22 protein-coding genes are annotated in these 24,364 nt (G+C 72.6%); 13 read left to right on the plus strand and 9 right to left on the minus strand.

Annotation, left to right across the window (positions count from 1 at the left end):
* Positions 1-12 precede the first annotated feature (12 nt).
* The gene (locus tag ASE27_RS17090; protein WP_056653177.1) at positions 13-870 is read left to right on the plus strand and encodes an alpha/beta fold hydrolase; all 858 of its coding nucleotides are present in this window, start codon (positions 13-15) and stop codon (positions 868-870) included.
* A gap of 405 nt (positions 871-1,275) precedes the next feature.
* Here the strand turns inward: ASE27_RS17090 and merB are convergent, their stop codons facing one another.
* The 3 genes from merB to ASE27_RS17105 form a co-directional block, all read right to left on the minus strand.
* Entirely contained in the window at positions 1,276-1,974 is a 699-nt protein-coding gene (gene merB / locus ASE27_RS17095; RefSeq protein WP_056653180.1) for an organomercurial lyase, read from the minus strand.
* Between the two features lie 95 nt (positions 1,975-2,069).
* Positions 2,070-2,783 (minus strand): SDR family oxidoreductase, encoded by a 714-nt coding sequence (locus ASE27_RS17100; RefSeq protein ID WP_056653183.1) that lies wholly within the window; start codon positions 2,781-2,783, stop codon positions 2,070-2,072.
* A gap of 96 nt (positions 2,784-2,879) precedes the next feature.
* Entirely contained in the window at positions 2,880-3,956 is a 1,077-nt protein-coding gene (locus tag ASE27_RS17105; protein WP_056653186.1) for an alkene reductase, read from the minus strand.
* Between the two features lie 185 nt (positions 3,957-4,141).
* On the opposite strand from ASE27_RS17105, the gene ASE27_RS17110 reads away from it, so the two are divergent.
* The 4 genes from ASE27_RS17110 to ASE27_RS17125 all read left to right on the plus strand — a co-directional run bounded on the left by ASE27_RS17110 (position 4,142) and on the right by ASE27_RS17125 (position 6,852).
* Positions 4,142-4,744, plus strand: a complete 603-nt coding sequence (locus ASE27_RS17110; protein WP_056653189.1) for a TetR/AcrR family transcriptional regulator — start codon at positions 4,142-4,144, stop codon at positions 4,742-4,744.
* Between the two features lie 187 nt (positions 4,745-4,931).
* Entirely contained in the window at positions 4,932-5,669 is a 738-nt protein-coding gene (locus ASE27_RS17115) for a HEAT repeat domain-containing protein (protein ID WP_056653619.1), read from the plus strand.
* Between the two features lie 163 nt (positions 5,670-5,832).
* Positions 5,833-6,414: a VanZ family protein gene (locus ASE27_RS17120; RefSeq protein WP_056653192.1), complete on the plus strand. Its 582-nt coding sequence runs from the start codon at positions 5,833-5,835 to the stop codon at positions 6,412-6,414.
* 81 nt (positions 6,415-6,495) lie between these two features.
* Complete coding sequence (locus tag ASE27_RS17125) at positions 6,496-6,852, plus strand: iron chaperone (RefSeq protein ID WP_056653195.1); 357 nt, start codon at positions 6,496-6,498, stop codon at positions 6,850-6,852.
* Between the two features lie 75 nt (positions 6,853-6,927).
* On the opposite strand, the gene ASE27_RS17130 is transcribed toward ASE27_RS17125, so the two are convergent.
* From ASE27_RS17130 to ASE27_RS17150, 5 genes are read right to left on the minus strand one after another with little or no spacing between them, the layout of a single operon-like run.
* Positions 6,928-8,712 carry a glycoside hydrolase family 43 protein gene (locus ASE27_RS17130; protein WP_056653197.1) on the minus strand — a complete coding sequence of 595 codons (1,785 nt, stop codon included), beginning with the start codon at positions 8,710-8,712 and terminating at the stop codon, positions 6,928-6,930.
* A 49-nt stretch (positions 8,713-8,761) separates the two neighbouring features.
* A complete protein-coding gene (locus tag ASE27_RS17135; RefSeq protein ID WP_056653622.1) occupies positions 8,762-11,272 on the minus strand; it encodes a beta-glucosidase in 2,511 nt (836 codons plus the stop codon).
* Between the two features lie 7 nt (positions 11,273-11,279).
* The gene (locus ASE27_RS21010) at positions 11,280-12,242 is read right to left on the minus strand and encodes a carbohydrate ABC transporter permease (protein WP_082609097.1); all 963 of its coding nucleotides are present in this window, start codon (positions 12,240-12,242) and stop codon (positions 11,280-11,282) included.
* Positions 12,242-13,162 carry a carbohydrate ABC transporter permease gene (locus tag ASE27_RS17145; protein WP_056653200.1) on the minus strand — a complete coding sequence of 307 codons (921 nt, stop codon included), beginning with the start codon at positions 13,160-13,162 and terminating at the stop codon, positions 12,242-12,244. The genes ASE27_RS21010 and ASE27_RS17145 overlap by 1 nt, the downstream gene beginning before the upstream one ends.
* A 22-nt stretch (positions 13,163-13,184) precedes the next feature.
* A complete protein-coding gene (locus ASE27_RS17150; protein ID WP_056653631.1) occupies positions 13,185-14,492 on the minus strand; it encodes an ABC transporter substrate-binding protein in 1,308 nt (435 codons plus the stop codon).
* 190 nt (positions 14,493-14,682) lie between these two features.
* On the opposite strand from ASE27_RS17150, the gene ASE27_RS17155 reads away from it, so the two are divergent.
* From ASE27_RS17155 to ASE27_RS17190, 8 genes are all read left to right on the plus strand, one after another.
* Positions 14,683-15,702 (plus strand): LacI family DNA-binding transcriptional regulator, encoded by a 1,020-nt coding sequence (locus ASE27_RS17155; RefSeq protein ID WP_056653203.1) that lies wholly within the window; start codon positions 14,683-14,685, stop codon positions 15,700-15,702.
* A gap of 165 nt (positions 15,703-15,867) precedes the next feature.
* Positions 15,868-16,074 (plus strand): hypothetical protein, encoded by a 207-nt coding sequence (locus tag ASE27_RS17160; protein ID WP_056653206.1) that lies wholly within the window; start codon positions 15,868-15,870, stop codon positions 16,072-16,074.
* Between the two features lie 74 nt (positions 16,075-16,148).
* Positions 16,149-16,379 carry a FeoA family protein gene (locus ASE27_RS17165; RefSeq protein WP_056653215.1) on the plus strand — a complete coding sequence of 77 codons (231 nt, stop codon included), beginning with the start codon at positions 16,149-16,151 and terminating at the stop codon, positions 16,377-16,379.
* Positions 16,376-18,400 (plus strand): ferrous iron transporter B, encoded by a 2,025-nt coding sequence (locus tag ASE27_RS17170; RefSeq protein WP_082609066.1) that lies wholly within the window; start codon positions 16,376-16,378, stop codon positions 18,398-18,400. Before ASE27_RS17165 ends, ASE27_RS17170 begins: the two co-directional genes overlap by 4 nt.
* Positions 18,397-18,756 (plus strand): hypothetical protein, encoded by a 360-nt coding sequence (locus ASE27_RS17175; RefSeq protein ID WP_056653217.1) that lies wholly within the window; start codon positions 18,397-18,399, stop codon positions 18,754-18,756. The genes ASE27_RS17170 and ASE27_RS17175 overlap by 4 nt, the downstream gene beginning before the upstream one ends.
* Before the next feature lie 308 nt (positions 18,757-19,064).
* Positions 19,065-20,954, plus strand: coding sequence for a heavy metal translocating P-type ATPase (locus tag ASE27_RS17180; RefSeq protein WP_056653220.1), 1,890 nt, complete (start codon positions 19,065-19,067; stop codon positions 20,952-20,954).
* Positions 20,955-21,082: 128 nt separating this feature from the next.
* The gene (locus tag ASE27_RS17185) at positions 21,083-22,600 is read left to right on the plus strand and encodes a glycosyltransferase 87 family protein (RefSeq protein WP_056653223.1); all 1,518 of its coding nucleotides are present in this window, start codon (positions 21,083-21,085) and stop codon (positions 22,598-22,600) included.
* A 99-nt stretch (positions 22,601-22,699) separates the two neighbouring features.
* A complete protein-coding gene (locus ASE27_RS17190; protein ID WP_056653225.1) occupies positions 22,700-23,602 on the plus strand; it encodes an AraC family transcriptional regulator in 903 nt (300 codons plus the stop codon).
* An 85-nt stretch (positions 23,603-23,687) separates the two neighbouring features.
* On the opposite strand, the gene ASE27_RS17195 is transcribed toward ASE27_RS17190, so the two are convergent.
* On the minus strand, positions 23,688-24,029 hold the full coding sequence (locus ASE27_RS17195; protein WP_056653227.1) for a hypothetical protein: 342 nt from the start codon (positions 24,027-24,029) through the stop codon (positions 23,688-23,690).
* Positions 24,030-24,364 lie beyond the last annotated feature (335 nt).

A 24,364-nucleotide genomic window follows, 5' to 3' on the forward strand; every position in this document is an offset into this window, starting at 1 on the left:
GAGGGAGACATCATGACCTCCAGCCAAGAGCCCGTCATCACGTCCTACGCGAAGGCCCCGGCAAAGAGCATCACCGCGGGAGGAGTCACGTTCGCCTACCGTGAGCTCGGACCGAAGGGCGGTATCCCGGTCGTGTTCTTCGTCCACCTGGCCGCGACCCTGGACAACTGGGACTCACGCATCGTGGACGCCATCGCAAAGACCCGTCACGTCATCACGTTCGACCAGCGAGGCGTCGGCGCCTCCTCCGGCACCGTCCCCCACACCCTCGAGGCGGCAGCTGACGACGCCTACACGTTCATCACGGCGCTCGGTCTCGACAAGATCGACATCTTCTCCTTCTCCATGGGCGGCATGATCGCCCAGGACCTGGTCGTCCAGCACCCTGACCTGGTCCGCAAGCTCGTCCTGACCGGCACCGGCCCCCGCGGCGGGAGGAACATCGACAAGGTCGTGGGAGTCACGTACTGGGACATCTTCCGGTCGGTCATCACCCGGTCGGACCCGAAGGAGTTCCTCTTCTTCAACCGGGACAAGGTCGGCAAGAAGGCCGGGAAGGAGTTCGTGGAACGCCTCAAGGAGCGCACCGTCGACCGTGACGCGCCGATCAGCAACAAGGCGTTCGGTACGCAGCTGAAAGCGATCCAGCGGTACGGCCGCTCGGCCCCGTCGGACCTCTCGGTGATCACCCAGCCGACGCTGATCGCCAACGGCGACAACGACCGCATGGTGCCCTCCATCCTCTCCGCAGACCTGCACCAGCGCATCAAGGACTCGGAGCTGATCATCTACCCCAACTCCGGCCACGGCGGCATCTTCCAGTACTGGGAGAAGTTCGCCCCTGTCGCCGCGAAATTCCTCACCGACTAGCGCCCGACGGCACACGAAGTGAACGGACGGCATGAAGATGAGCGGCAACGTCACGACGACACCGGAGGTGTCGAAGCACTTCACCTCGTCCATCCTGTTGTGGATGCGCACCGACCAGCCCGGCTGCATGCCGGCCCTCCCGGATCCTCCCGCTGGTACGACGTCGCCCCAGGCGAGAAGCCACCTACGTGAAGAACGGCAAGATCCTGCCCCACCACGAGGAGTAGCCAGCCGGGAGAAGAAGCTCGGCGCACCAGTGCTCAGCGCCCGCCGTTGCGCTGTTCGTCGTGACGGGTCGACCGGTAGGCCGGCCGTAGCCCGGGAACGAGCGCGTCCTCGCCAGTGTTCTCACCGACAGCGCTGCGAGAGGGCTTTGCGAGCCACCGGTCCGCGGGCCCTGCAGCATCATGCTTGGGTCGGTTGCCCGTCGAGATCCGAGAGGCCCCAGAAGGATCCGTGCAGGCCGACGCTGCGGAAGTACTCGGCGGCTGCGGTGAGCTCACGCCGGGTGTAGCGGGCATCTAGACGGCCGTCGTACCAGTGGGCCGCCAGTCGCCACAAGGTGCTCAGGTCCATGACGTACCCGCGGGTGTTGCCGGTGCGTGTCAGCCAGTCGTCCACGCACTCCTCGGAGCAGAAGATGAGCTGGTTCTCGCAGGCGTGCGCCGCGTCGGGCCAGATCTGGTCGGCGGGGGTGAGGAAGTGGGCGACGTGGTCCCCAGCAGGTGGCTCCTGGTTCGTGACCGTCCAGGCGTGCGGGGTCGTGCAGGCGGGGCAGGTGGTGGCGACCAAGACCTCCGGGGCGTCGGGCACGAGGTGGGGGATCGCGAACGAGTCCCAGGCGCAACCGCCCCACCACAGCGCGTGCGGGCCCATCACCGAGAACCCGAAGGAACGGGTCGCGAAAGGATGGGCCATCTCGACCTCACCGTCCCTGAGGACAAGGTGGCGGGTCTGGGCAAGCTCTTCGAGTGCGTGGGCGTAGGCCATGGTCGTCGTGCCGAGCTGCCAGGCGAGCGCCTCTCGCGAAGGCAGACTCCCCTCCTTGGCAAGGTGGGTGTAGATCGCCAGGCGGGCGCGCTCCGCGAGGTCGGTCAGAGCCATCTCGTCATCCTCTCCGCATCCCGCACGCTGATGCAGCCTCTCTGGTGCGGGCTGCACCGCGGTCACCGGCACCGCGGTGCAGCCCACCCGCAGGATCAAGCGTTCGCGTTCACCAGCTGGGGATAGACCAGCTCGAGGGGGGCGCTGAGCCCGGCCTTGGCCTGCACGGACGTCTGATCGGCCAGGACCTCGAGCTCGCCTGCTTCGACGGCGTCGAACACGATGCGCACGAGGTCGGCCGGGTCGGTCTTGGGGTCGGTGGCGTGCGCGGCCATCGCGGTGTCGACATAGCCGACGTGCACTCCCACGACCTGGACCCCGGCAGGGGCGAGCTCGAGTCGCAGGGAGTTGGTGGCCGACCACAGGGCGGCCTTGGTCGCACTGTAGATGCCGGCGACCGCGTACCAGCTCAGCGCGGAGTGGATGTCGACGATCACCGACGCGCTCTTGGCCGTGAGGATCGGGGCGAAGGCCCGGGTGAGGAAGAGCGGGCCGAGGAAGTTCGTCTCGACGTTGGCGCGGATCTCGTCGTCGGTGTGGGTGAGGATGCCGGCGCTGGACACCGATGCGCCTGCGTTGTTGATCAGCACCGTCACGTCTGGGGCAGCCTGGACCGCGGTTGCGATGGACACGGGGTCGGTGACGTCGAGGGCAAGCGGGACGATGCGCTCGTCGCCCCAGGCGCGGGGGGTGCGCGCGCTGGCGTAGACCTTGCTCGCTCCTCGGGCCAGTGCTTGGTGGACGAAGTGGGTCCCGATCCCGCCGTTGGCTCCGGTGACCAGGACGACGGCGCCGTTCAGTGATGACATGTTCTGCTTCTTTCTTCGTGTGTGGACGCGATGTGCGGAGGCGTGAGCCGCCCACCCTCCGGGGCGGAGCAGGGCGGGCGGCTCACGGGCACGCGCTCAGGCGCGTGTCAGGACCGGGTAGTCCGTGTACCCGGCCTCGCCGCCGCCGTACAAGGTGGTGGGGTCCACCTCGTTCAGCGGAGCGTCGGTGCGCAGGCGCTCGACGATGTCGGGGTTGGCCAGCGCGAACCGCCCCAATGGCGCGACATCTGCCAGACCCGCGTCGATGTCGTCGGAGATCTGCTCGCGTGAACGCCCGTACCGCACCACGAGCACCGCGGTCGGCCAGGTGTCGCGGAACGAACGCAGCAGCTCGTCGTCGCCGACGTGGTGCAGGTGAAGGTAGGCCAGATTCAGTCCCGCGAGCTCGCCGACCAGGTGCCGGTACTGGGCGCGCACCTGCTCGGTGTCACCCTCGTCGATCCCGCCCAGGGGCATCGACGGCGACAGACGGATGCCCACGCGGTCGGCTCCGATCTCCTCGGCCACCGCACGGGCCACCTCGATCACGAACCGGGACCGGTTCTCCACCGATCCGCCGTAGGAGTCCGTGCGGTGGTTCGCGTTCGGGGACAGGAACTGGTGCAGCAGGTACCCGTTCGCGCCGTGGATCTCCACGCCGTCCGCGCCGGCGGCGATCGCAGAGGCTGCCGCGTGACGGAAGTCCACGATCGTGGTCTGGATGTCGTCGATGCTCAGCTCCCGGGGCACCGGAGTCTTCTGCGGGCCCGTGGCGGTGAACATGTCCTGCTCGGCGGAGATCGCCGACGGCGCGACCGGCTGACGGTGATGCGGGGTGTTGTCGGGGTGTGAGACGCGCCCGACGTGCATCAGCTGGATGTAGAGCGCGCCCCCGCTCGCGTGCACCTCGTCGGCGACTTCGCGCCAGCCCGCGACGTGTTCCGGGGTGTAGATGCCCGGGGTGTTCAGGTACCCCTGCCCATCTGCCGAGGGCTGGACCCCTTCGGTGATGACGAGCCCGAGCGAGGCGCGCTGCCCGTAGTAGCGGGCTGTCAGCGGCCCAGGGGTGCCGTCAGGGTTGGCCCGGCTGCGGGTCATGGGAGCCAGTGCGAGCCGGTGGGCGAGCTCCACGCGGCCGAGCGTGAACGGCTGCCAGAGGGAAGACGTGGTCATGAGGCTGTTCGTCCTTCACATCGAGGGGTCGCGAACGCCACCGCCGCCCAGCACCCACCAGCCGGTGGACACCAAGGTGTCCCCCGAGAATGGGAGAATGAGGCCCGATACTTCCGAGCCCACACAGTAGTGACTATGCTCGGAACTGAGCGCAGTCAGGTTCTATTCCCGAAGGACGTCGTCCCATGTCAGTCGCCCCCCAGCCCGTCGGTCGACGCGAACGGAACAAGCAGGACAAGCTCGACCGCATCACCGCCGCCGCCCGAGAGCTCTTCTCCGAGCACGGCGTCGACGACGTCACCACCCAGCAGATCGCCGACAAGGCCGACATCGGCACCGGCACCCTGTTCCTGTACGCCAAGACCAAGGGCGAGCTCCTCCTGCTCGTCCAGAACTCCTCCTACACCGACGCCCTCGCCCGCGGCAGGGCAGCCGCCGATCACGCCGAAGACCCTCTCGAAGCCGTGATGGCGATCGTCCGCCCCGTCGTGGAGTGCAACCGCGCCCAGATCTCCAACGGCCGCACCTACCTGCGCGAGATCGTCTTCGGCGACCCGGACGAGCCTCACCACCGCAAGGCCCTCGAGCTGACCGTTCAGACCGAGGAAGCCATCGCAGCCGTGCTGCAACGCGACCAACGCATCAACCCCGCCAAGGCCGCGACCCTCGCTCACATCGTCTCGGCGATCATGCTGCTCAGCATGGCCGCGACGGCCAACGCCGCACGCCCCGTCGAGGCAATCGTGCAGGAGATCGCACACCAGGTGGACGCGCTCCTACCAGACTGACCCACGACACCCGACCGACGGGTTCGCGGGGTGGCGTCGACGAGCGCGACGTCGTCGTGGAGTAGGAATCGGGCGCCCGTGAGTCCGCCTGCACGCCGGACCCAGGGCCGAGACAGGCCCTTCGGCAGCTGAGCCTCAGCCGAACGGCCCTACCCCGGGCGGGGGTGGAAGCCCTAGCGTGCTGGTCATGAGCGTGCGTGACGAGCATCGGGCCGCCTTGCGCGCGCTCGACGGCGATCCCGCCGCCGTGCGCGCGTTCCTCTCCGCCCGCTCCGGGCTGCCCGGGCCCCGGGCGAACCTCGAGCTGATCGGCGCGTTCGCCGACGTCGCGACGGAAGGCCTCGTGCTCGCCCTGGCCGACAGCCCCGACGAGTACCTCCGCTGCTGCGGGACGGTCGGCCTCGGCCGGCTCGTCGTCGACGTCCCCGCCGGTGCGCGCACTGAACTGGTGGCCCTGCTGCGTGACCGCGCCGCCGAGGGGTCGTGGCGCGTCCGCGAGGCTGTCGCGATGGCGCTGCAGCGCATCGGCGATGCCGAGCCCGCGATCCTCGGCGCGCTCGTGGCGTCCTGGGTCGACGACCGAGACCCCCTGGTTCGCCGAGCCGCGGTCGCTGGGATCTGCGAGCCGCGCCTCCTGCGAACCCCCGCCACCGCGACCACCGCCCTGGACGTCTGCGCGGCCGCCACCGCCTCGATCGGCGCGCTCCCGTCCGGCGCCCGCCGCGACACCGGCGTCCGGGCGCTGCGCCAGGCCCTCGGGTACTGCTGGAGCGTCGCCGTCGCGGGCGACCCGGCTGCCGGCCTGCCGCGTCTCGCCGCGCTGCGCAGCTCCGACGACCCGGACGTGGCGTGGATCGTGCGCGAGAACGAGAAGAAGACCCGCCTTCGCCGCCTGCTCGACCCGCCCGACGTGCGGCCCGGCTGATCGAGCGCCGCGCGCACACGCTCCGCCCAGGGGACGACGGTCGCACTCACCGTCCCCAGGGATCCGACCACAGACGGATGCCGAGCTCGTCGGACAGCGGGCACCGTTGCGTGGAGCCGCGGCACCAGCCGCGTTCGTGTCTCGGAGAAGGTGCAGGTCATCCGTGTTCCAGCAGGTCCCGGTCCTCCCGGTCGTCATCCCTCTGGCCGCCGCGGTGCTCGCGGGGTCGATGTGGTCCCTGATCCGCAGCGGACGGTTCTCCGTGCCGCGGGCCGCGGTCGCCCTCGCGCTCGGCGTCTACGTCGCCGGGATCGTCGCGAACACCGTCTTCCCCGTCTTCCTGGACAAGCCCGTCAGCAGCGCCCCCTGGGGCAGCCATCTCGCCGTCGTGCCGTTCGCGGACTACGAGATCGCTGACGCGGTCATGAACGTCCTGGTCTTCGTCCCGGTCGGCGTCCTCGTGCCGCTGCTCGTGCCCCGGGCCTCGTGGAGGAAGGTCGTGGTGGCGGCAGCGGTCCTCTCCCTGACGATCGAGGTCACCCAGCTCGTGACGGCGCACCTGGTGGGTGGCGGTCACATCGCGGACGTGAACGATCTGCTCTTCAACGTCACCGGTGGGGCGGTCGGCTTCGCGGTGTTCTCGGCGCTCGTGAAGGTCCCGTCCTTCAGCGCCTTCGTCGACCGGTTCCGCTGGCACGCGATCGAGGTCCGCGGAGCCGAGGTCGGCTCAGCACAGCGCGGGTGACACCGGAGCGGGCCCGCGGGAGGCTTGCCCCACGGCCCGACGACCGAGCCTCCACAGCACCAGCCGAGAGCGAGACAGCCCATGACGACGTCAGCCGACCACGACTCCTACATCGCCGCAGCGCCCGAGGTCTTCCAGCCGTCGCTGAGACGGTTGCGCGCGCTGCTGTCCCGCACTCTGCCGGAAGCGGAGGAGATCGTGGCCTATGACATGCCGGGGTTCGCCGTCGACGGCTCGGTCGTCGCGAGCTACGCGGCGTTCAGCAAGCAGTGCGGGCTCTACGTCCTCCCGGGCGCCATCACCGCACATGCCGACGAGATCGCAGCCGCCGGTCTCCAGGCGACCAAGACCGGCATCACCTTCTCGCCGCGCAGACCCGTCCCGGACGACCTCGTCGAACGCCTGGCGACGGCGTCACGCCACGCGGCCGGGGCCTGACGCCTCAGCCTGGGAGCGGCGCCCCTGCGGACAGCGTCGGCCTCCGACCTGGGCCGCCGAGGCCTTGGTCGCGCTCTAGCGACCCCGGTACTCCACGCTCTCGACGTCCGCGACGGTCTCCGTCGCCGTCCCGCGGGCCGTCGCGTACGGCCCGAGCCACACGCCCAGGAACCCACCCGCCTCGGGAGAGCTGAGCCGCCCGCCGTGCACGGTCGCGACCGGGACGAACCCGCCCGGCATCACGACGCCGAACGCGTACTCCTGCCCTGCAGCGTGCAGCGCCACGTCCACGGGCCCCTCGGCCAGACCGAGCGACCCGAGCGCCGCGCGGCCCACGACGACCTCCTCGCCACCGAAGCGCTCGACGACGAGCACCTCGCGCCCACCGGGCGCACCGGCCGGACCGGGCGCCGCCCGCGTCACGACTGCCGCGATCCACGCCTCCTCGGACTGGCGCACCGCGAGCCCGGCCCACTCGTCGGGCCCGGCCGGGTCGACGTCGACGCGCACCGTGAGGTCCACGTCCCTGTGCTCCTGCCGGCGCCCCAGGAACGCGGGGGTCGCGACGTCGGACAGCGTCGCGGGCAGCAGCGCGAGCCGCAGGTGCCCGGGCCGCTCGGTCAGGGACCAGAACCGGTCCCCGGTCCGCACCTGGTTCCACGCGAGGCCCAGCGCGTCGTCCAACGAGCCGTCGAACGTCTCCCGCACGACGACGGCGCTCGCCTCCACGGACGTGTCACCAGGCGTCTCACCCGACGCATCGCCCGGGATCCCGCCGGCCCGCTGCGCAGAAGCTCCTCCCCGCGATGCCGCACCCGCCCCCGGAAGCCGCGCTCCGACGTCGGGCAGGGGGAAGCTCCCCGCGACGTGGCCCACGCCCGGGGCGACCACGGGCCACCCGTCCTCCCAGACCACGGGCGCAAGGAACGTCTCGCGCCCCAGGTTGGGGAAGTAGCCGCCGTAGGGGCGGCTGCCGAGCAGGACCATCCACCACTCGCCGGCCGCGGTCTCCACGAGGTCCCCGTGCCCGACCCCGACCACGGGGAAGTCCCGGCCCAGGTGGCGGTGCGTGAGGACCGGGTTCGCGGGGTTCCCCGTGTACGGGCCCGTCACGGCGTCGGCTCGCGCGACCGAGACCGCGTGCTGGTGCTCGGTGCCGCCCTCGGAGGCCAGCAGGTAGTAGTGGTCGCCCACCCGGTACAGGTGCGGGCCCTCGGCCCAGACCGCGCCGTGCAGCGCGCCGCGCCACAGGACGTGCTCAGGGCCGACGAGGGCCCCGGCTGCGAGGTCGAGCTCGCGCAGCCACACCTCGGTCTGCCCCTCCCACTCCCCCGGGTCGGCGAGGCGCGTCGCAGTGAGCCACACGCGAGCGCCGTCGTCGGGACCCGCGCCGTCGTCGGGACCCGCGGTGTCGAAGTAGAGCGACGGGTCGATCCCGTCACCCTCGAGCCACACCGGGTCGGACCACGGCCCGGCGGGGTCGGTCGCGGTCACGAGGAGGTGCCCACCCTGGCCCTGCGTGTGGACGAGGGTCGTCACGACGTAGAAGGTCCCGGCGTGGTGGCGGATGGTCGCGGCGTAGAGCCCGCCCGACGACGGCACGCTCGACAGGTCCACCTGGTCGGTCCGGTGGATCGCGTGGCCCACCGGCGTCCAGGTCACGAGGTCGCGGCTGTGGAAGACCGGCAGGCCCGGGAAGTACTCGAACGTCGAGGTGACGAGGTAGTAGTCGTCGGGCGCGAGGGTCCCGTCCGCCCGGGTGGCCCCCGGGACCCGGCAGATGCTCGGGTCGGGGTGCGTGCCGGGCAGGACGGGGTTCGCGAAGGTCCGGGCTGCCGGACCCGAGGGCGGCCGGACCACGGGAATCGGCTGCGCGGCCGATCGCCTGACCGACCTCGGGTCCGTCACCTCAGGCCTCGCCCACCACGAGGGGCGCGTGCAGCTCGCGCGTGTGGTCGACCACGCGCACGTCGCCCACGAGCGACACGGGAGCCACGAGCCGCACGTCGGCGCTCGACGCCCCGAACCGCAGCTCGATCGCGCCCGGCTCGACGATCCGACGCCCGTCGCGCCCCGTGAAGGACAGGACGTCGGCGGGCACGGTCGCGCTCACGCGCGCCGAGGTGCCCGCGGCGAGCGGCACGCGCACGTACCCGACGAGCCGCTGCACGGGCCGCACGACCGAGGCCACCGGGTCGTGCGCGTAGAGCTGCACGACCTCGACGCCGTCGCGCCCGCCCGTGTTCCGCACGACGAACGACGCCTCGAAGGCCCCGTCGGTCGCGGCCTCGGCCGCGCTCACCACGAGGTCCGACCAGTCGAAGCTCGTGTACGTGAGCCCGTGGCCGAACGCGAAGGCCGCGGTCGGGTCGATGTTCGACACGTCGGTCGCCTGCGCGAGCGTCGCGGCCAGGTAGGAGGTCGGCTGGGCGCCCTCGGTCCCGGGCACGCTCACGGGCAGCCGGCCCGACGGCGCCACGCGCCCCGACAGGACGCCCGCGACCGCGGGGGTCCCCTCCTCGCCCGCGAAGAACGCCTGGACGATCGCCGCGGCGCCAGGCTCCCCCGGCGCGGGGGTCGCGGCCGCGCCGAGCGCGTAGGGACGACCCGAGAGGATCGTCGCGACCACGGGGCGGCCCGTCGCGAGCAGCGCGTCGAGCAGGTCCTGCTGGGCACCGGGCAGGCGCAGCGACTCGGCGTCGCAGCCCTCGCCGCTCGTGCCGCGACCGAACAGGCCGGCCCGGTCGCCCAGGGCGACCACGACGACGTCGGCCTCGCGGGCGAGCTCGACCGCTGCCGCGATGCCCGCGGCGTCGGCGGCCGCGACCTCGGCCGTGCTCACGGCCCCGGTCGAGGACGGGTCGCTCGTGCCGTCGAGCGTGATCGCGGGCAGCACGTCGAGCGTGACGCCCGGCAGCTCGGCGCGCAGCGACGCGGCGAGCGTGGGCAGGGAGATCCCGAGCGGGATCTCGGGGTGGGCCAGGCCCACGTGCGCGGGGAACGAGTAGCAGCCGAGCACGGCCATGGGATCCTCGGCCGTGGGACCCACGAGCGCGATCCGGCGCACGTCCGGACCGAGCGGGAGCACACCGTCGTTCGCGAGCAGGACCACGGCCTGCTCGGCGACCTCGCGGGCCAGTGCGCGGTTGGCGGGGCCGTCGAGGTCGACGGTCCCGCGCAGCGCGGCCAGATCGATGTCCTGCGCGTCGGCCCCCGCCCCGGCGACGGCTGCCAGAACGCCCGCGGGCACGTCGCGCAGCACCTCGGGGACGGGGTCCCAGCCGGCGTCGAGCAGACCGAGCTCGACCTTCTGGCGCAGCACGCGCTCCAGGGCCCGGTCGACGAGCGCGACGTCGACGTCCCCGGCCTCGAGGGCCGCGACGAGCGGCTCGCCGAACGTCTTGACGGTCGGCAGCTCGACGTCGACCCCCGCCGCGAGCGCCGCCGCGGCGGCCTCTGCCCAGTCGCCCGCCACGCCGTGCATGATCTTGAGGAACGCGATCCCGAAGTAGTCGGCGACCACGGTCCCGTCGAAGCCCCACGTGTCGCGCAGCAGTCCCGTGAGGAGCTCGCGGTCGGCGGCCGACGGGATGCCGTCGGTGTCGGTGTAGGCGTGCATGACCGAGCGCACGCCGCCCTCACGGACGGCCATCTCGAACGGCGGCAGGATCACGTCGGCGCGCTCGCGCGTGCCCATCGAGACGGGCGCGTGGTTGCGTCCGCCGCGCGATGCCGAGTACCCCGCGAAGTGCTTGAGCGTCGCGACGATGCCCTCGGACTCCAGGCCCTGCACGTACGCCGTGGCGACGGTGCCCACGAGGTACGGGTCCTCGCCGATCGTCTCCTCGACGCGACCCCAGCGGGCGTCGCGCACGACGTCGAGCACGGGGGCCAGGCCCTGGTGCACGCCGACCGAGCGCATGTCCCGACCGATCGCGGCGGCCATGCGGCGCACGAGCGCGGGGTCGAACGACGCGCCCCACGACAGCGGCACGGGGTAGGCCGTCGCGCCCCAGGCCGAGAAGCCCGCGAGGCACTCCTCGTGTGCCACGGCGGGGATGCCGAACCGGTTCGCCGACCGCACGCGCTCCTGCGTGCGCAGCAGCGACAGCGCACCCAGGGCCGGGTCGACGGGGTTGGTCCCGAACGGACGGGTCAGCTGCCCCAGCCCGTCGGGCAGGAGCGCGTCGAGGTCGACGCCGTCCTCCATGTCGTGCTGGTGCGGGGCGACCTCGCCGCCCTCGGCCGACGCGCCGACCCACACCCCGAAGAGCTGGGCGACCTTCTCGCGGAGGGTCATCTCCGCCATGAGCGCCTTGACGCGGGTCGCGGTGTCGACCGACGGGTCGGACCACACGGGGAGGGTCTCCCCACCGGGGCCGGGCACGGCAGAGGACGGCAGGTTCGTCTGAAGAGTCATCATGGAGCTACTTTCCGCCGACGCCCATGAGGCCCTGGACCAGGGCACGCCGGGCGAACAGGTACACGAGCAGGATCGGGATCATCGACATGACGACCGCCGCGAGGAGGCCGGGGATGTTGACGCCGTACTGCGTCTGGAAGTTGAAGAGGCCGAGCGTGATGACCTTGGTCGACTCGGACTGCGTGAGGATCAGCGGGAACAGGAACCCGTTCCACGCCTGCAGGGCCGAGTACACGACGATCGTCGCGACGCCGCCCTTGGACAGCGGCAGCACGAGCTGCAGGAACACGCGCTTGGGCGACGCCCCGTCGAGGGCCATGGCCTCGTAGAGCTCGTTGGTGATGTCACGCATCGAGCCGCTGAGGATGATCGTGCAGATCGGCAGGCAGAACGCCGCGGTCGGCAGGATCACGCCGATCAGGTTGTCGTACAGGCCCACGACCGAGATCACGTAGAAGATCGGGACGATCACGGCGCTCGCGGGGACCGCGAGGCCCAGGAGGAACATCCGGAAGATGCCCGTGGTGGCCCGCGAGCGGTTGCGCACGATCGCGTACGACAGCGGCGGCACGAGCAGCACCACGATCCCGACCACCGCGACCGTCACGACGAGCGTGTTGAGGAAGTAGCGGCCGAAGCCCTGGTCGAACGCGTTGGTGAAGTTGTCGAGCGTGAACGTGGTCGGCAGGGACAGCGGGCCGCCCTCGGCGTACCCGGCCTGTGTCTGGAACGACGCGGTGACCAGCACGTAGAGGGGGATCGCGACGATCAGGAGCCAGATCGTGACCGCGATGCCCGCGCCCCAGTTGGGCCGGTTGCGGCTGCCCTTTCCAGCCCGGCCGCCTGCCCGACGCCGCCGCGCGCCGCCGTCCTGCGTCGCGCCCGGGCGGGGCGCACCACCCGAGGTGGGTGACGTCGTCGGGCCGGAGACCTGCTCCGCGGGGGTGACGCTCAGGTCGTTGCTCATCACACGCCCTCCAGCTCGCTGCGCATCTTGTCGTACCCGGACAGGCGGACCATGACCAGCGAGATCGCGGTCGCCGCGACGACCAGGACCACGGCGATCGCCGAGGCCAGACCGAAGTCGAAGCCGCGGAACGCCTTCTGGTACATGTAGAAGGCCGTGATGGTCGTGTCCGTGCCGGGCCCGCCGTTGGTCAGGATGAGGACCGTGTCGAACGTCGTCAGGCCGCCGACGACCATGAGGATCACCGACGTGATCATGGTGTTCCGCAGCTGCGGGAGCGTGATCGCGAAGAACGAGCGCACGCGTCCCGCGCCGTCGATCTCGGCCGCCTCGTAGAGCATGGGCGGCACGGCCTTCGCGGCGCCCTGGTAGATCAGGGCGTGCAGCGGCGTGAACTGCCACAGGCTCACGAACACCAGGACCGCGATCGCGGTCGACTGGTTGCCGAACAGGTTGCCGTCGCCGAACAGCCACTCCATCTGGGCCGGGACGCCGAAGTTCGGGTCGAGCACCGCGCGCCACAGGACCGAGACCGCAGCCGCGGACAGCAGCAGCGGCACGAAGAAGATCGCCGAGAGCACCGCGCGGTTCCACTGGTGCCCTGCGGCCCACACGCCCAGCAGCATCGCGACCGGAGTCTGGGTCACGACGCCGAGCGCCGTCAGCACGAGCGAGAGCCCGATGCTCTTGAGCATCACGGGGTCGTCGAGGAGGCGGGACCAGTTCTCGGTCCCGACGAACTCGGGGCTGCCCAGGCCGCTCCACTGCGTGAACGACAGCACGAGCACGAGGACCATGGGCAGGAGGGCGAAGAGCCCGAAGAACAGGGCGGCGGGCAGGGCCCAGACCACGCCCGGGCGGCCGACCTGGAGGTCGGCGGTGCCCGGGCGCGTGCGCCCCTGGGGTGCGCGGGTGGTCATGACGATCTCCGTCCGGGACCGGTCAGCGCGAGGCCGGCAGGGACTTCATCGCAGCGATGAAGCCGTCGGCGTCGATCTGGCCGCTGAAGAACTGCTGGACCGCGATCTTGAGCGGGGTGCCGGCAGCCGGGGGGTACGCCTGGTCCCAGGACATCTGGAAGTGCGGCGCGTTCTTCACGAGGTCGAACTGGAAGGCGGCGTACTCGGGGCTCGCGGCCTGGTCCAGGAACTGCTCGGTGTTGGTCGTGGTCGGCAGGTTCCCGATCGCGAGCTGCGCCTCGACGAACTCGTCCGAGTACATGAGCTTGAGGAAGTCACGCACGGCGTCCGGGTAGCGGGTCTTGGCGAGCACCGAGTAGAAGTTGTTGGTGTTGCCCGTGATGTTGGCCGCGTCGCCCTTGCCGCCGTCGATCGCGGGGAAGGCCGTGTAACCGAGGTTGGCGTCGGTCCACCCGGGGTCCACGTCGTAGTGGGTCGAGTAGTTCCACGAGCCCATGAGCTCGAACGCCGCCTTGCCCGTGCGCAGGAGCGCGGGCGAGCCGCCGTCCGTGAACTTGACCGAGTCGAAGTTGGTGCCGAACGCGCCGGCGTCGATGAGCTCGGACAGCTTGTCGAGCGCCTCGTGGCTCTCGGCCGAGTCCCACACGTCGGTGTCGCCCGCGAGCGCCTTCTCGAACAGCTCGGGGCCCGCGACGCGGTCGAACGCGTACTGGTACCACATGAGGGTCGGCCACTGGTCGGCGCCGCCGAGCGCGATCGGGGTCACGCCCTGCGCCTTGAGGGTCTCCACCGCGGCGAGGAGCTCGTCCCACGTCTGGGGGGCCTCGATGCCCGCGTCCGCGAGGACCTGCTTGTTGTGGAACAGCATGACGGGCTGCGTGCCGCGCATGGGGATGCCGTAGGACTTCCCGTCGATCACGGCCGAGTTGAACACCGCGGGCAGGAACGCGTCCTTGAGCTGGGGGTCCTCGGCGATGAAGTCGTCGAGGGGGAGCAGCAGGTCGGCGTCGACGAAGGGTTCGATCGAGCCGCCGCCCCAGTTGAAGAAGACGTCCGGCGCCGCGTTGGTGTCGATGATCGTCTGGAGCTTCTGCTGGTAGTCGGCGCCCGGGATGGTGTCGAGGACGACCTTGACGTCCGAGGTCTTGTTGAACGTGTCGACCATCTGCTGCTCGACCTTGTTGGTCGCGTCCCCGTAGACCATCACGTGGATCTCGTTCTCGGGACGGCTGGAGCCGCCGGAGTCGCCGCTCGCGCACGCTGCGAGCGGGAGGACCAGCGCCGACGCCACGGCCGCGGCCGTGAGCGACTTCCGCGTTCTTGTGTTCATCATCGAACCCTTTCGAAAGTTTCGGCGCCTGCGCCGAAAGTACTCGGTTGCCCTGGACTCTAAGACGCGAATCCGCCGGGGTCAACAACGAGTCCCAACCGTTATCCACTGGGAGAAGACTGGGACCTCCGCACCGAGACACGGCGGCCCACCCTTCGAAACTTTCCCCCGAGGCGCTACGCTGACCGGCATGACCGACGAAGTTCTTCCGGGGCGGGTCACGCTCGCCGCCGTGGCCGCCGAGGCCCAGGTGTCCCTCTCGACCGTGTCCAAGGTGCTCAACGGGCGGACCGACGTCGCGGCCGGGACGCGCGACCGGGTCGAGGCCCTCCTGGTCCAGCACGGCTACCGGCGCCGCAAGAGCCCCACCGCCTCGGCCCCCCTCATCGAGATCGTGTTCCACGAGCTCGAGAGCATCTGGGCCATGGAGCTCATCCGCGGCGTCGAGGACGTCGCGCGGGAGAACGGCGCGAGCGTCGTGCTGACCGAGTCCGGCACCCGGCACGCTCCGGGGCCCGAGTGGATCGAGGGCGTGCTCGCGCGCCGCCCGCTCGGCGTCGTGCTCGTCTTCTCGACCCTCCCGGCCGCGGTCAAGGAGCAGCTCCGGTCCCGCGCCATCCCGTTCGCGGTCATCGACCCCGCGGGCGACCCCGAGCCCGACGTCCCCTCGGTCGGCTCGGCGAACTGGCAGGGCGGCCTCATGGCGACCCGGCACCTGATCGAGCTCGGCCACCGCCGCATCGGCGTCATCACGGGGCCCGAGGACATGATGTGCTCGCTCGCCCGCCTCGACGGCTACCGCTCGGCCCTCGGCACGGCCGGGATCACTGCGGACCCGGACCTGGTCCGGTTCGGCGACTTCCACCCCCAGGGCGGCACCGACCGCGCCGACGAGCTCCTCAGCCTGCCCGAGCCGCCCACCGCGATCTTCGCGGGCTCGGACCTCCAGGCTCTCGGCGTGCTCGAGGCCGCCCGACGCCACGGCCTGCGCGTGCCCGAGGACCTCTCGATCGTGGGCTACGACGACGTCCCCGTGGCCCGCTGGTCGAGCCCCGCGCTCACCACGGTCCACCAGCCGCTCCAGGAGATGGGCCAGGAAGCGGCCCGGCTCGTCCTCAAGGCGCGCGAGGGCGCCGTGACCAACACGCGCATGGACCTCGCGACGAGCCTCGTGGTGCGCGGGAGCACGGCGGCGCCCGCGGGCGCCTAGGCCGGGCAGGCTCGCCCTGCCGCACGGCGGGCCGTCGCCTCCTACGCCGGAGCCGGTCGCTCCGCCACCGGGGGCCGCGTGACTCTCCTCACCACGACTTCCGCGTCATGCCGACCGCAGGACGGCGTCTCTCCTCCCAGAAGCAGATCTCCAGGAGGTAGAACCATGAGCACGCAGCACGTCACCGAGCCCGCCCCCGTGACCGCGGGACTCTCGCGCCGCGAGATCCACCATGCCGCGACCGCTCCTGCGACCCCGAGCCTGTGGCAGCGCCTGCACGGCACGCCCGCGCACCCCGTGGCCATCGCCGCGGTGACGATCGTGGTCGGCACGCTCGCCGGGATCGGGACGGGCGCGCTCCTGAGCCTCTGACGGGACCTACGGCCCGCAGCGCCAGGACCTCCGGCATCTGAGGCAAGCCTCACCTCATCACTAGCGTCGGCAGCATGAACCTTGCCGAGGTCCCCCCGGGCACCCACGTCGTCCTGACCTCGGCGCGCGCGGGCGCGCGGCTCACCCCGACGTCCGACGTGCGGCTGCGCGAGCTGGGCCTGCGCCCCGGCGCGGGCGTGACCGTCGCGCTCCGGACCCCGTTCGGCGGGCGCGTCGTGCTCGTCGGGCGCCGGCGCATCGCGCTCGACGCCGCGACGGTCCGCCGGTTCGAGACCGCCCCGTGAGCTGTCCGCGCTGCGAGGGCGGCGCACCGCGCACGCACGAGGGGCCCGACGGCGCCGCTCACCCCCGCGGTCGCCGCGCCCCGGGCGGTGGCGCGACCACGGCTCCCGCTCCCGTCCTGCGGGTGCTGCTCGTGGGCACGCCCAACGCCGGGAAGTCGACGCTCTTCAACCACCTCACGGGCGCGCGGCAGACCACCCGGAACGTGCCCGGGACCACGGTCGACCTGGCCCGGGGGACCTGGCGGCCCCGCACCGGTGCCGGTACGACGACCGCGACCCCGCTCGCGCTCGTCGACCTCCCCGGCACCTACTCGCTCACCCCGGTCTCGCCCGACGAGGCCGTGACGGTCGCCGAGATCGACCGGGCAGGGGCCGAGCCGGGCACCGTGACGCTCCTCGTCGCCAACGCGGCCGAGCTGCACAGCGCCCTGTTCCTGCTCGGTCAGGTCGGGGCGCGGACCGAGCGCGTCGTCGTGGCCCTCACGATGACCGACGTCGCCACGGCCGACGGGGTGACGGTCGGCCCCGGGCGGCTCGCCGCCCGTCTGGGCGTGCCCGTGGTCGAGGTCGATCCTCGGACGGGGCGCGGGACCGACGGGCTGGTCGCGGCGGTCCGCGCGGTGTCCGAGCACCCTCGGCCCGTCCCGGGCCTGCCTGTCTGCACCGCGGCACCGCACACCGCATCCGACGACGAGCTCGACCGCATCGACGCGCTGCTCGGGTGGGCGGACGACGTCGTCGGGTCGGTCGGCGCGCACGGCTCCGCGACGCGCAGCCGTGCGGACCGGATCGACGCGCTCCTGCTCGACCCCTGGGTGGGCCTGCCGGTCTTCGTCGTGACGCTCTGGGCGCTGTTCCAGCTCGCGACCTGGGTCGCGGCACCGATCATGGGCGCGACCGAGGCCCTGGTCACGGGCCCCGTCGCGGGCCTCGTGACCTGGGCGCTCGACGGCGTGGGCCTGAGCGGCGGGTGGCTCGAGGGACTCCTGGTCGACGGCCTGGTCGCGGGCGTCGGCGTCGTCGTCGCGTTCGCGCCGCTCATGGCCCTGATGTTCCTGGCGATCGGGCTGCTCGAGGACTCGGGCTACGTCGCGCGGGTCGCGGTCCTGGCCGACCGCCTCATGCGGTCGGTCGGACTCGACGGGCGGGTCATCATGCCCCTGATCGTGGGCTTCGGGTGCAACCTCCCGGCGCTCGCCGCGACGCGCACGCTCCCGAACGCGCGGCAGCGGCTGCTCACGGGCCTCCTGATCCCGTACGCCTCGTGCCCCGCCCGCTTGACGGTGTACGTCCTGCTCGCAGGCACGTTCTTCCCGCGGCACACCGGGCTCGTGGTGCTCGCGATGTACGTGCTGAGCGTCGCACTCGTGCTCGTCGGGGCGCTCGTGCTGCGAGGCACGTTGTTCCGCGACCTGACCCACGAGCCCCTCGCGCTCGTCCTCCCCGCCTACCACGTGCCGCGCCCGGTCCCGCTGCTCGTGACGACGGGCCGTCGTGTGCTCGCGTTCCTGCGCGGGGCGGGCACGATCATCGTGGGCGTCCTCGTCGTCGTCTGGCTCCTGCTCTCGGTCCCCGTGACGCCCGGCCACACGTTCGGCGAGGTGCCCGTGCACGACTCTGCCTACGGGCGCCTGACCGACCAGGTCGCCCCCGTCTTCTCCCCCGCCGGCTACGGCGACTGGCGCACCACGAGCGCGCTCGTCACGGGCTTCGTGGCCAAGGAGGTCGCGGTGGGCGCGCTCGCGCAGGCGTACGCGGTCGACGAGCCCGTGGGTTCGTCGCCGGGCGAGCTCGGCGAGCAGCTCCGGGCCACGCTCGACGAGACGTCGGGCGGTCACGCCCCTGCGGCGGCACTGGCCTTCATGGTCTTCGTGCTCGCCTACACGCCGTGCCTCGCGACGGTCGCCGAGCAGCAGCGGATGTTCGGGTGGCGCTGGACCCTGGGGGCCGTCGCGGTCCAGCTGAGCGTCGCGTGGGTCCTGTCGGTCGCGACCTTCCAGCTCCTGCGGCTCGTCTGGTGAGCGCCCCGACGGCGCCGAGCGAGGAGCTCGGTCTCCGTGACGGCGCAGCACCCCGCGAGCTCCTACGCCCAGTGCTGGCGCGGCTCCGCGCCGGGGTCGCGGTCGGCGCCCTGGCCGGCGACCTGGGCCTCGAACCGCGGCTCGTCGACGCGGCGGTCGCTCAGCTCGTCCGCCTGGGGCTCGCGCAGGTCGCGGGACCCCGCCCGACGCGGCCGGGCACGGCACCCGCCCTCGGCTGCGCGACGGGTGCCGGAGGCCCGGGCTGCACGCCCCCGCCCGCGGCGGGCACGCGGCGCCGGATCCCCCTGGCGTGCGCGGGGTGCCCGCTCGCGTCCGCGTCGCCCCGGCGCGGCTGACGCCCACCCACAGGCGGCACCCCGCACCAACACATTCTTCGCGCACCGGCGGGACATTCCTGCGCCACGCGCCGCCACGATCGCCACATTCGCCGAAAAGGTCCGCGTTGTCGCTGACCCACCCCTGGCGCAAGCACCGAAGATCGGCGGCATCTCGCGGCTCCTGGCACTCATGTCGCGACACCGGGGCCGCCCGAGAAGCCCCGAAGAAATGTGGAGACCCAGCGAAGGAATGCCTTTCCTCACACAGTCCCAGGCGAGCCTTTCCTTGCTGGAAAGAATGTGCACGAAATGCTAGACAACGTGGTATGACCACAGTGAAGAACCTCGGGCGGTATCCGCTGGTGATGGCGACGGTCCTGGTCGCGGCCGTCGCCGGGGTCCTCTCGCTCACCCCCTGGTCCCCGGCCGTCCCGTGGCTCGTGTCCGCCTACGCGCTGGCCGTCGCAGGATGGACGGGCGTGGGTATGCTCCGTGACCTGCTCCGCGGGCACGCCGGGATCGACATCCTCGCCGTGACGGCCGTGACGGCCGCGGTGGTCGTCGGCGAGCACTGGGCGGCCCTCGTCGTGGTGCTCATGCTGACGGGAGGCGAGGCGCTCGAGGACTACGCAGCGAACCGGGCCCGCCGCGACCTCTCGGCGCTCATGTCCCGCGCCCCCGCGACCGCGCACGTGCTCGACGGCGGCTCGCTGCGCGACGTCCGCGTCGACGACGTGCGCCCCGGCGACCTGGTCGTGGTCCGTCCGGCCGAGGTGGTCCCGGTCGACGGCGAGCTCGTGAGCGACCGAGCCGACCTCGACGAGTCGTCGCTCACGGGCGAGCCCCTGCCGGTCGAGCGGCAGCGCGGGGACGAGGTCCCCTCAGGTGGCATCAACGGGCAGCAGGCCGTCACGCTGCGCGCGACCAGGTCGGCCCGCGACAGCCAGTACCAGCAGATCGTCGCGCTGGTCGAGCAGGCGACCACGAGCCGGTCACGGACCGTCCGGCTGGCCGACCGCTTCGCGGTCCCCTTCACCCTCGTCGCGCTCGCGATCGCCGGGCTCGCCTGGTGGGTCAGCGGGGACGGCACCCGGTTCGCGGAAGTTCTCGTCGTCGCGACACCGTGCCCGTTGCTCATCGCGGCGCCGGTCGCCTTCATGGGCGGGATGAGCCGCGCCGCGCGCGAGGGCGTGATCGTCAAGTCGAGCGAGACCCTGGAGAGGCTCGACCGCGCCCGCACCGTGGCCTTCGACAAGACCGGGACCCTCACCCACGGTCGTCCCGCGCTCGCGCGCGTCGAGACCACCGGGAGCCTGGGGGCCGACGAGGTGCTGCGGCTGGCAGCGTCGGCCGAGCAGTACTCGAGCCACGTCCTCGCCGACGCCGTCGTGGAGGGCGCTCGGCAGCGCCGGCTCCAGCCGGCCGAGGGCACCGAGGCCCACGAGGTCCCGGCGCACGGTGTCCGGGCTCTCGTCGCGGGCCGGGAGGTCGTGGTGGGGAAACGGTCCTACGTCGCCGCCGAGACCCGCACCGCCGTCGAGCCCGCCGTGCTCCAGCCCGGCGAGCTCGCGGTCCACGTCGCGGTCGACGGGGTCCCCGTCGGGGCGCTGGTCCTGCGCGACGAGGTGCGGGCCGAGGCCGCGACCACGGTGAGCACGCTCCGGTCCCTGGGCGTCGATCACGTCATGATGCTCACGGGCGACCAGCGGACGACGGCCGAGCACGTCGCGGCCGCCCTGGGCATCGACGACGTGCGCGCAGAGTGCCTGCCGCTCGACAAGGTCGAGGCGGTCCGGGACGCCCCCGCGCGCCCCGTGGTCATGGTGGGCGACGGTGTGAACGACGCGCCGGTCCTGGCCTCGGCCGACGTCGGGATCGCCATGGGAGCGCGCGGCGCCACGGCCGCGAGCGACTCGGCCGACGCGGTCGTCCTGCGCGACGACGTCTCGGCCGTCGCAGCAGCCGTGCGGGTCAGCAAGGACACGCTCCGGGTCGCGCTGCAGAGCATCTGGGTCGGCATCGGGCTCAGCGTCGCGCTCATGCTGGTCGCGGCACTCGGATACCTCCCCGCGCTCGCGGGCGCCTGGATGCAGGAGGGCGTCGACCTCGTCGCGATCCTCTGGGCGCTGCGAGCGAGCCGCGGCGCGCGCCTCTCCGGTCCTCCGCAGACTGCCTACGCCCCCTCGCCGGCCGAGCCCGCGGTCGCCGCGCGCTGAGCCCGGCCGGCTCCCCGGCCGGACCCGAGCCCCCGAGGCGAGCGCCGCCGTCGGGCACGCAGGTCGGTCCCGGGCGCGGCCCACGTCCCCCCGGGCGCCCCGCGCCGAAGCCGGGCAGACTCGAACGAGTGAGCCCGGCGCCCCGCACCCACCGCACCGCCCGACGCCCCACCCGCGCGACGGGCTGGATCGTCGCCGCCGGGGTCGCCGTCCTCGCCTTCACGGTGCGCTGGAGCCTCGCGGGCGGGACGGTCGGCGTCCGCGACTACACGGGGTACGACGACGGCGTGTACTTCTCCTCGGCCGTCGCCCTGGTGCACGGGCTCGTGCCCTACCGCGACTTCACGCTCCTGCACCCACCCGGCTCGATGCTCGCCCTGGCCCCGTTCGCGGCCCTGACCGCGTGGACGAGCGACAGCGACGCCCTGGTCGCCGCGCGCGTGGGCGTCATGCTCGTCGGGGCGGCGAACGCCGTCCTGGTGACGCGCGTCGCGGGCCGCTGGGGGACCACCGCAGCGGTCGTGGGCGGGGTCCTGTACGCGGTCTCGTTCGCCGCGGCGTGGGCCGAGCGCATCACGCTGCTCGAGCCGCTCGGCTCGCTGTGCCTGCTCGGCGGGGTGGTCCTGCTGCTGCGCGGGCTGCCGGACATGGGGGCGGGGGCGCGCACGGGGTGGCTCTGGGCGGGGGGCGCGGTCCTGGGCCTCGGTGCCACGGTCAAGATCTGGGGCGTCGTTCCCGTCCTCGTCGTGATCGGCTGGCTGCTCGTGACGGCCGGGTGGCGGGCGGCTCTGCGCGCGAGCGCCGGGGCGCTGGGGGCGGTCGTCGTCGTGCTGGCGCCGTTCGCGCTCGCGGCGGGCTCGGACATGTTCCGCATGGTGTTCCTGGACCAGCTGGGACGGCCGCGCGAGACCGACACGGGCGTCGAGCAGCGGCTCACGTGGATCGCCGGGACGGGCAGCACCGCGTGGGCCACGACCCCGACGGCGCAGCTCGCCCTGGTCTGGGCCGTCCTGGCCGCGGTGCTCGTCGCGGCGGTCGTCGCCTGGGCCGGGCGCCGTGGTCGGCTGTGGGTCGCTCTGCTCGTCGTCCAGACCGTGGTGCTGCTGGCCTCGCCGTCGGCCTACCAGCAGTACGCGGCGTTCGTGACGCCGGCCCTGGTGCTCGTGGTCGCCGCTGCGGTCTCGCTCGTCCCGGCCGGGGGCCGGGGGCTCGTGGCGGCGGGGACGTGCCTGGGGCTGGGGCTCGCGACGGCCGCCCCTGCCCTGCCTCGCCCCACGCCCTTCCCGGCGGCCGAGCTGCGCGCCGCCCTCCCGGAGGAGGGCTGTGTCCGGGCGGACTCGCCCGCCCTGCTGGCCCTGACGGACGTGCTGAGCCGCGACCTTCGCCGCGGGTGCGAGCTGCCGGTGGACCTGTCGGGGTACGCGTACGACGTCGGGGCGCGCGACGCCGCGGGTCAGGCCGTCCCGCGCGACCGGAACGCCGCGTGGCAGCGCGAGGCGCTGCGCTACCTGACGTCGGGGTCCGCGACGCTCATGGTGCGGACGGTCGGGAACGGGTTCGACGAGACGACCGAGCGGACGCTCGACGACACGACCGCCACGGTCCTGGAACGGCGCGGTGTGCGGGTCCTGGTGCCCGGGGACTGAACCCGGGCACGGGGGCGTGCGGCACGCGGCTCCGGCGGGACACGACCACCTCCTCGTCGGCGGCCCTCCCAGCGACGTCGGCTCCGTAGGGTTGTCCCTGTGCCCCCGGACCGCGATCCCGTCGAGAACTGGCTCCCGTGGGGCAGCCCCTCGCAGGACGCGCTCGTCGTGCAGCCCGAGGACGCCTCGGGCGACGTGGACTTCGTCCTGGCGGGAGGCCCGTCGCGGACGCACCAGCCGGTGGTGTGGCTCGAGCACTCGCACCGGACGCACGAGGTGCTGGTCGCCCTCTCGGGACTGCTGACGGTCCGGGCGGGCGACGACGTCTGGGCACTGCCGCCGCGGAACGGTCTGTGGATCCCTGCCGGACTCCCCCACGCCGTGCGCGCCGGGACGGACAGCCGGTTTCTCACGGTCTACCTCGACCCCAGCCGCTCGCGCGACCTGGGCCCCGAACCCGTCACGGTCGCCCCGAGCGCGCTGTTCTCCGAGCTCGTGCTGCACCTCACGTCACAGGACATGCCCGACGAGGCGCGCCACCATGCCGAGCAGGTCGCGATCCACCTGCTGGAGCCCGTGACGGCATCGACCCGGATCACGGTCCCGACCGTCGAGCCGGTCGCCCGGATCGTGCACGAGCTGCTCGACGACCCGGGGGACGACCGGACGCTCGCGCAGTGGGCGCGGCACGTCGGGCTGAGCACCAGCACGCTGGGCCGGGTGTTCCGCCGCGCGTCGGGCCAGCCGTTCGGTCGCTGGCGCCTGCACCTGCGCATGAACGTCGCGATGGCCCGGCTGTCGGAGGGAGCCCGCGTGAGCGACGTGGCCGACGCCGTCGGGTACACCTCGACGAGCGCGTTCGTCGCGGTCTTCCGCCGCGAGACGGGCCTGACCCCCGGGTCCTTCCGGGACGCTGCGCGGTCGCCGGACGACGCCTCGCGAGAGAGCGGCGAGGGGCGTCCGCAGAGTGCGCGACTTCTGACGGGGCGCCCTTCCGCCTGACGCCAAGCTCTCCGGTCCCCCGGGCCCGCACGCACGCACGCACGCACGCACGCACGCACGCACGCCGAGCATGAGCTCCCCCCGCTCAGCCGGCAGCTCTCACCTCGTCCTCCAGCCAGCGGGCCAGGCGCGGCTCGGGCCGGTCGTCCGTCGCCTCGCCGACAGCAGCCCAGCGTCGAAGCTGGGCGATGGCAACCGTCCAGTCGTCGCGGGAGAGCTCGACCTCGAGCACGTCGTCGGCCGGGGGCCAGCCGACGGAGCCGCCCCCACGGTGGGGATGCACCGCGCAGGCCTCCCACCCGGCCTGACGGATGCGCAGCCCGACCGCGCACAGCTCGGCATCGCCGTCTTCCGAAGCGATATCGACGGTGTTGTCCAGCGTGCCGTCGATGACCTGCCAGTCCTCCACACGCGTGCTGACCTTCATGTCACCCTGCCCCCTCCGCCTGATCTGTCCGCGCCGCCCTACAGCGTGCGCTGGCCGTCAACCTAGGCGCCCGGAGCGGTTCGGGCCAGAGGACACGACGGCGGCCCGGAGCCGCGAGCGCAGTCCTCCCGGTCCGCCAACCAGCGCTCCTCAGGACGCGCACCTCGCAGATGACGCGACGGCCCCCAGACCGACGCTGCGAGCTCCTGACCTGGGGTTTGACCGGATCACGATATCCGGCGACCAGATCGCGTGATTGTGCGCCTCGATCACGGTCTCTAGAGTGGCGGCACAAAGGTAAGCCTTACCAAACTTCCTCGCACGGGGCGTCCCGT

This window comes from Oerskovia sp. Root918, from assembly GCF_001428945.1.
Taxonomy (GTDB): Bacteria; Actinomycetota; Actinomycetes; order Actinomycetales; family Cellulomonadaceae; genus Oerskovia; species Oerskovia enterophila.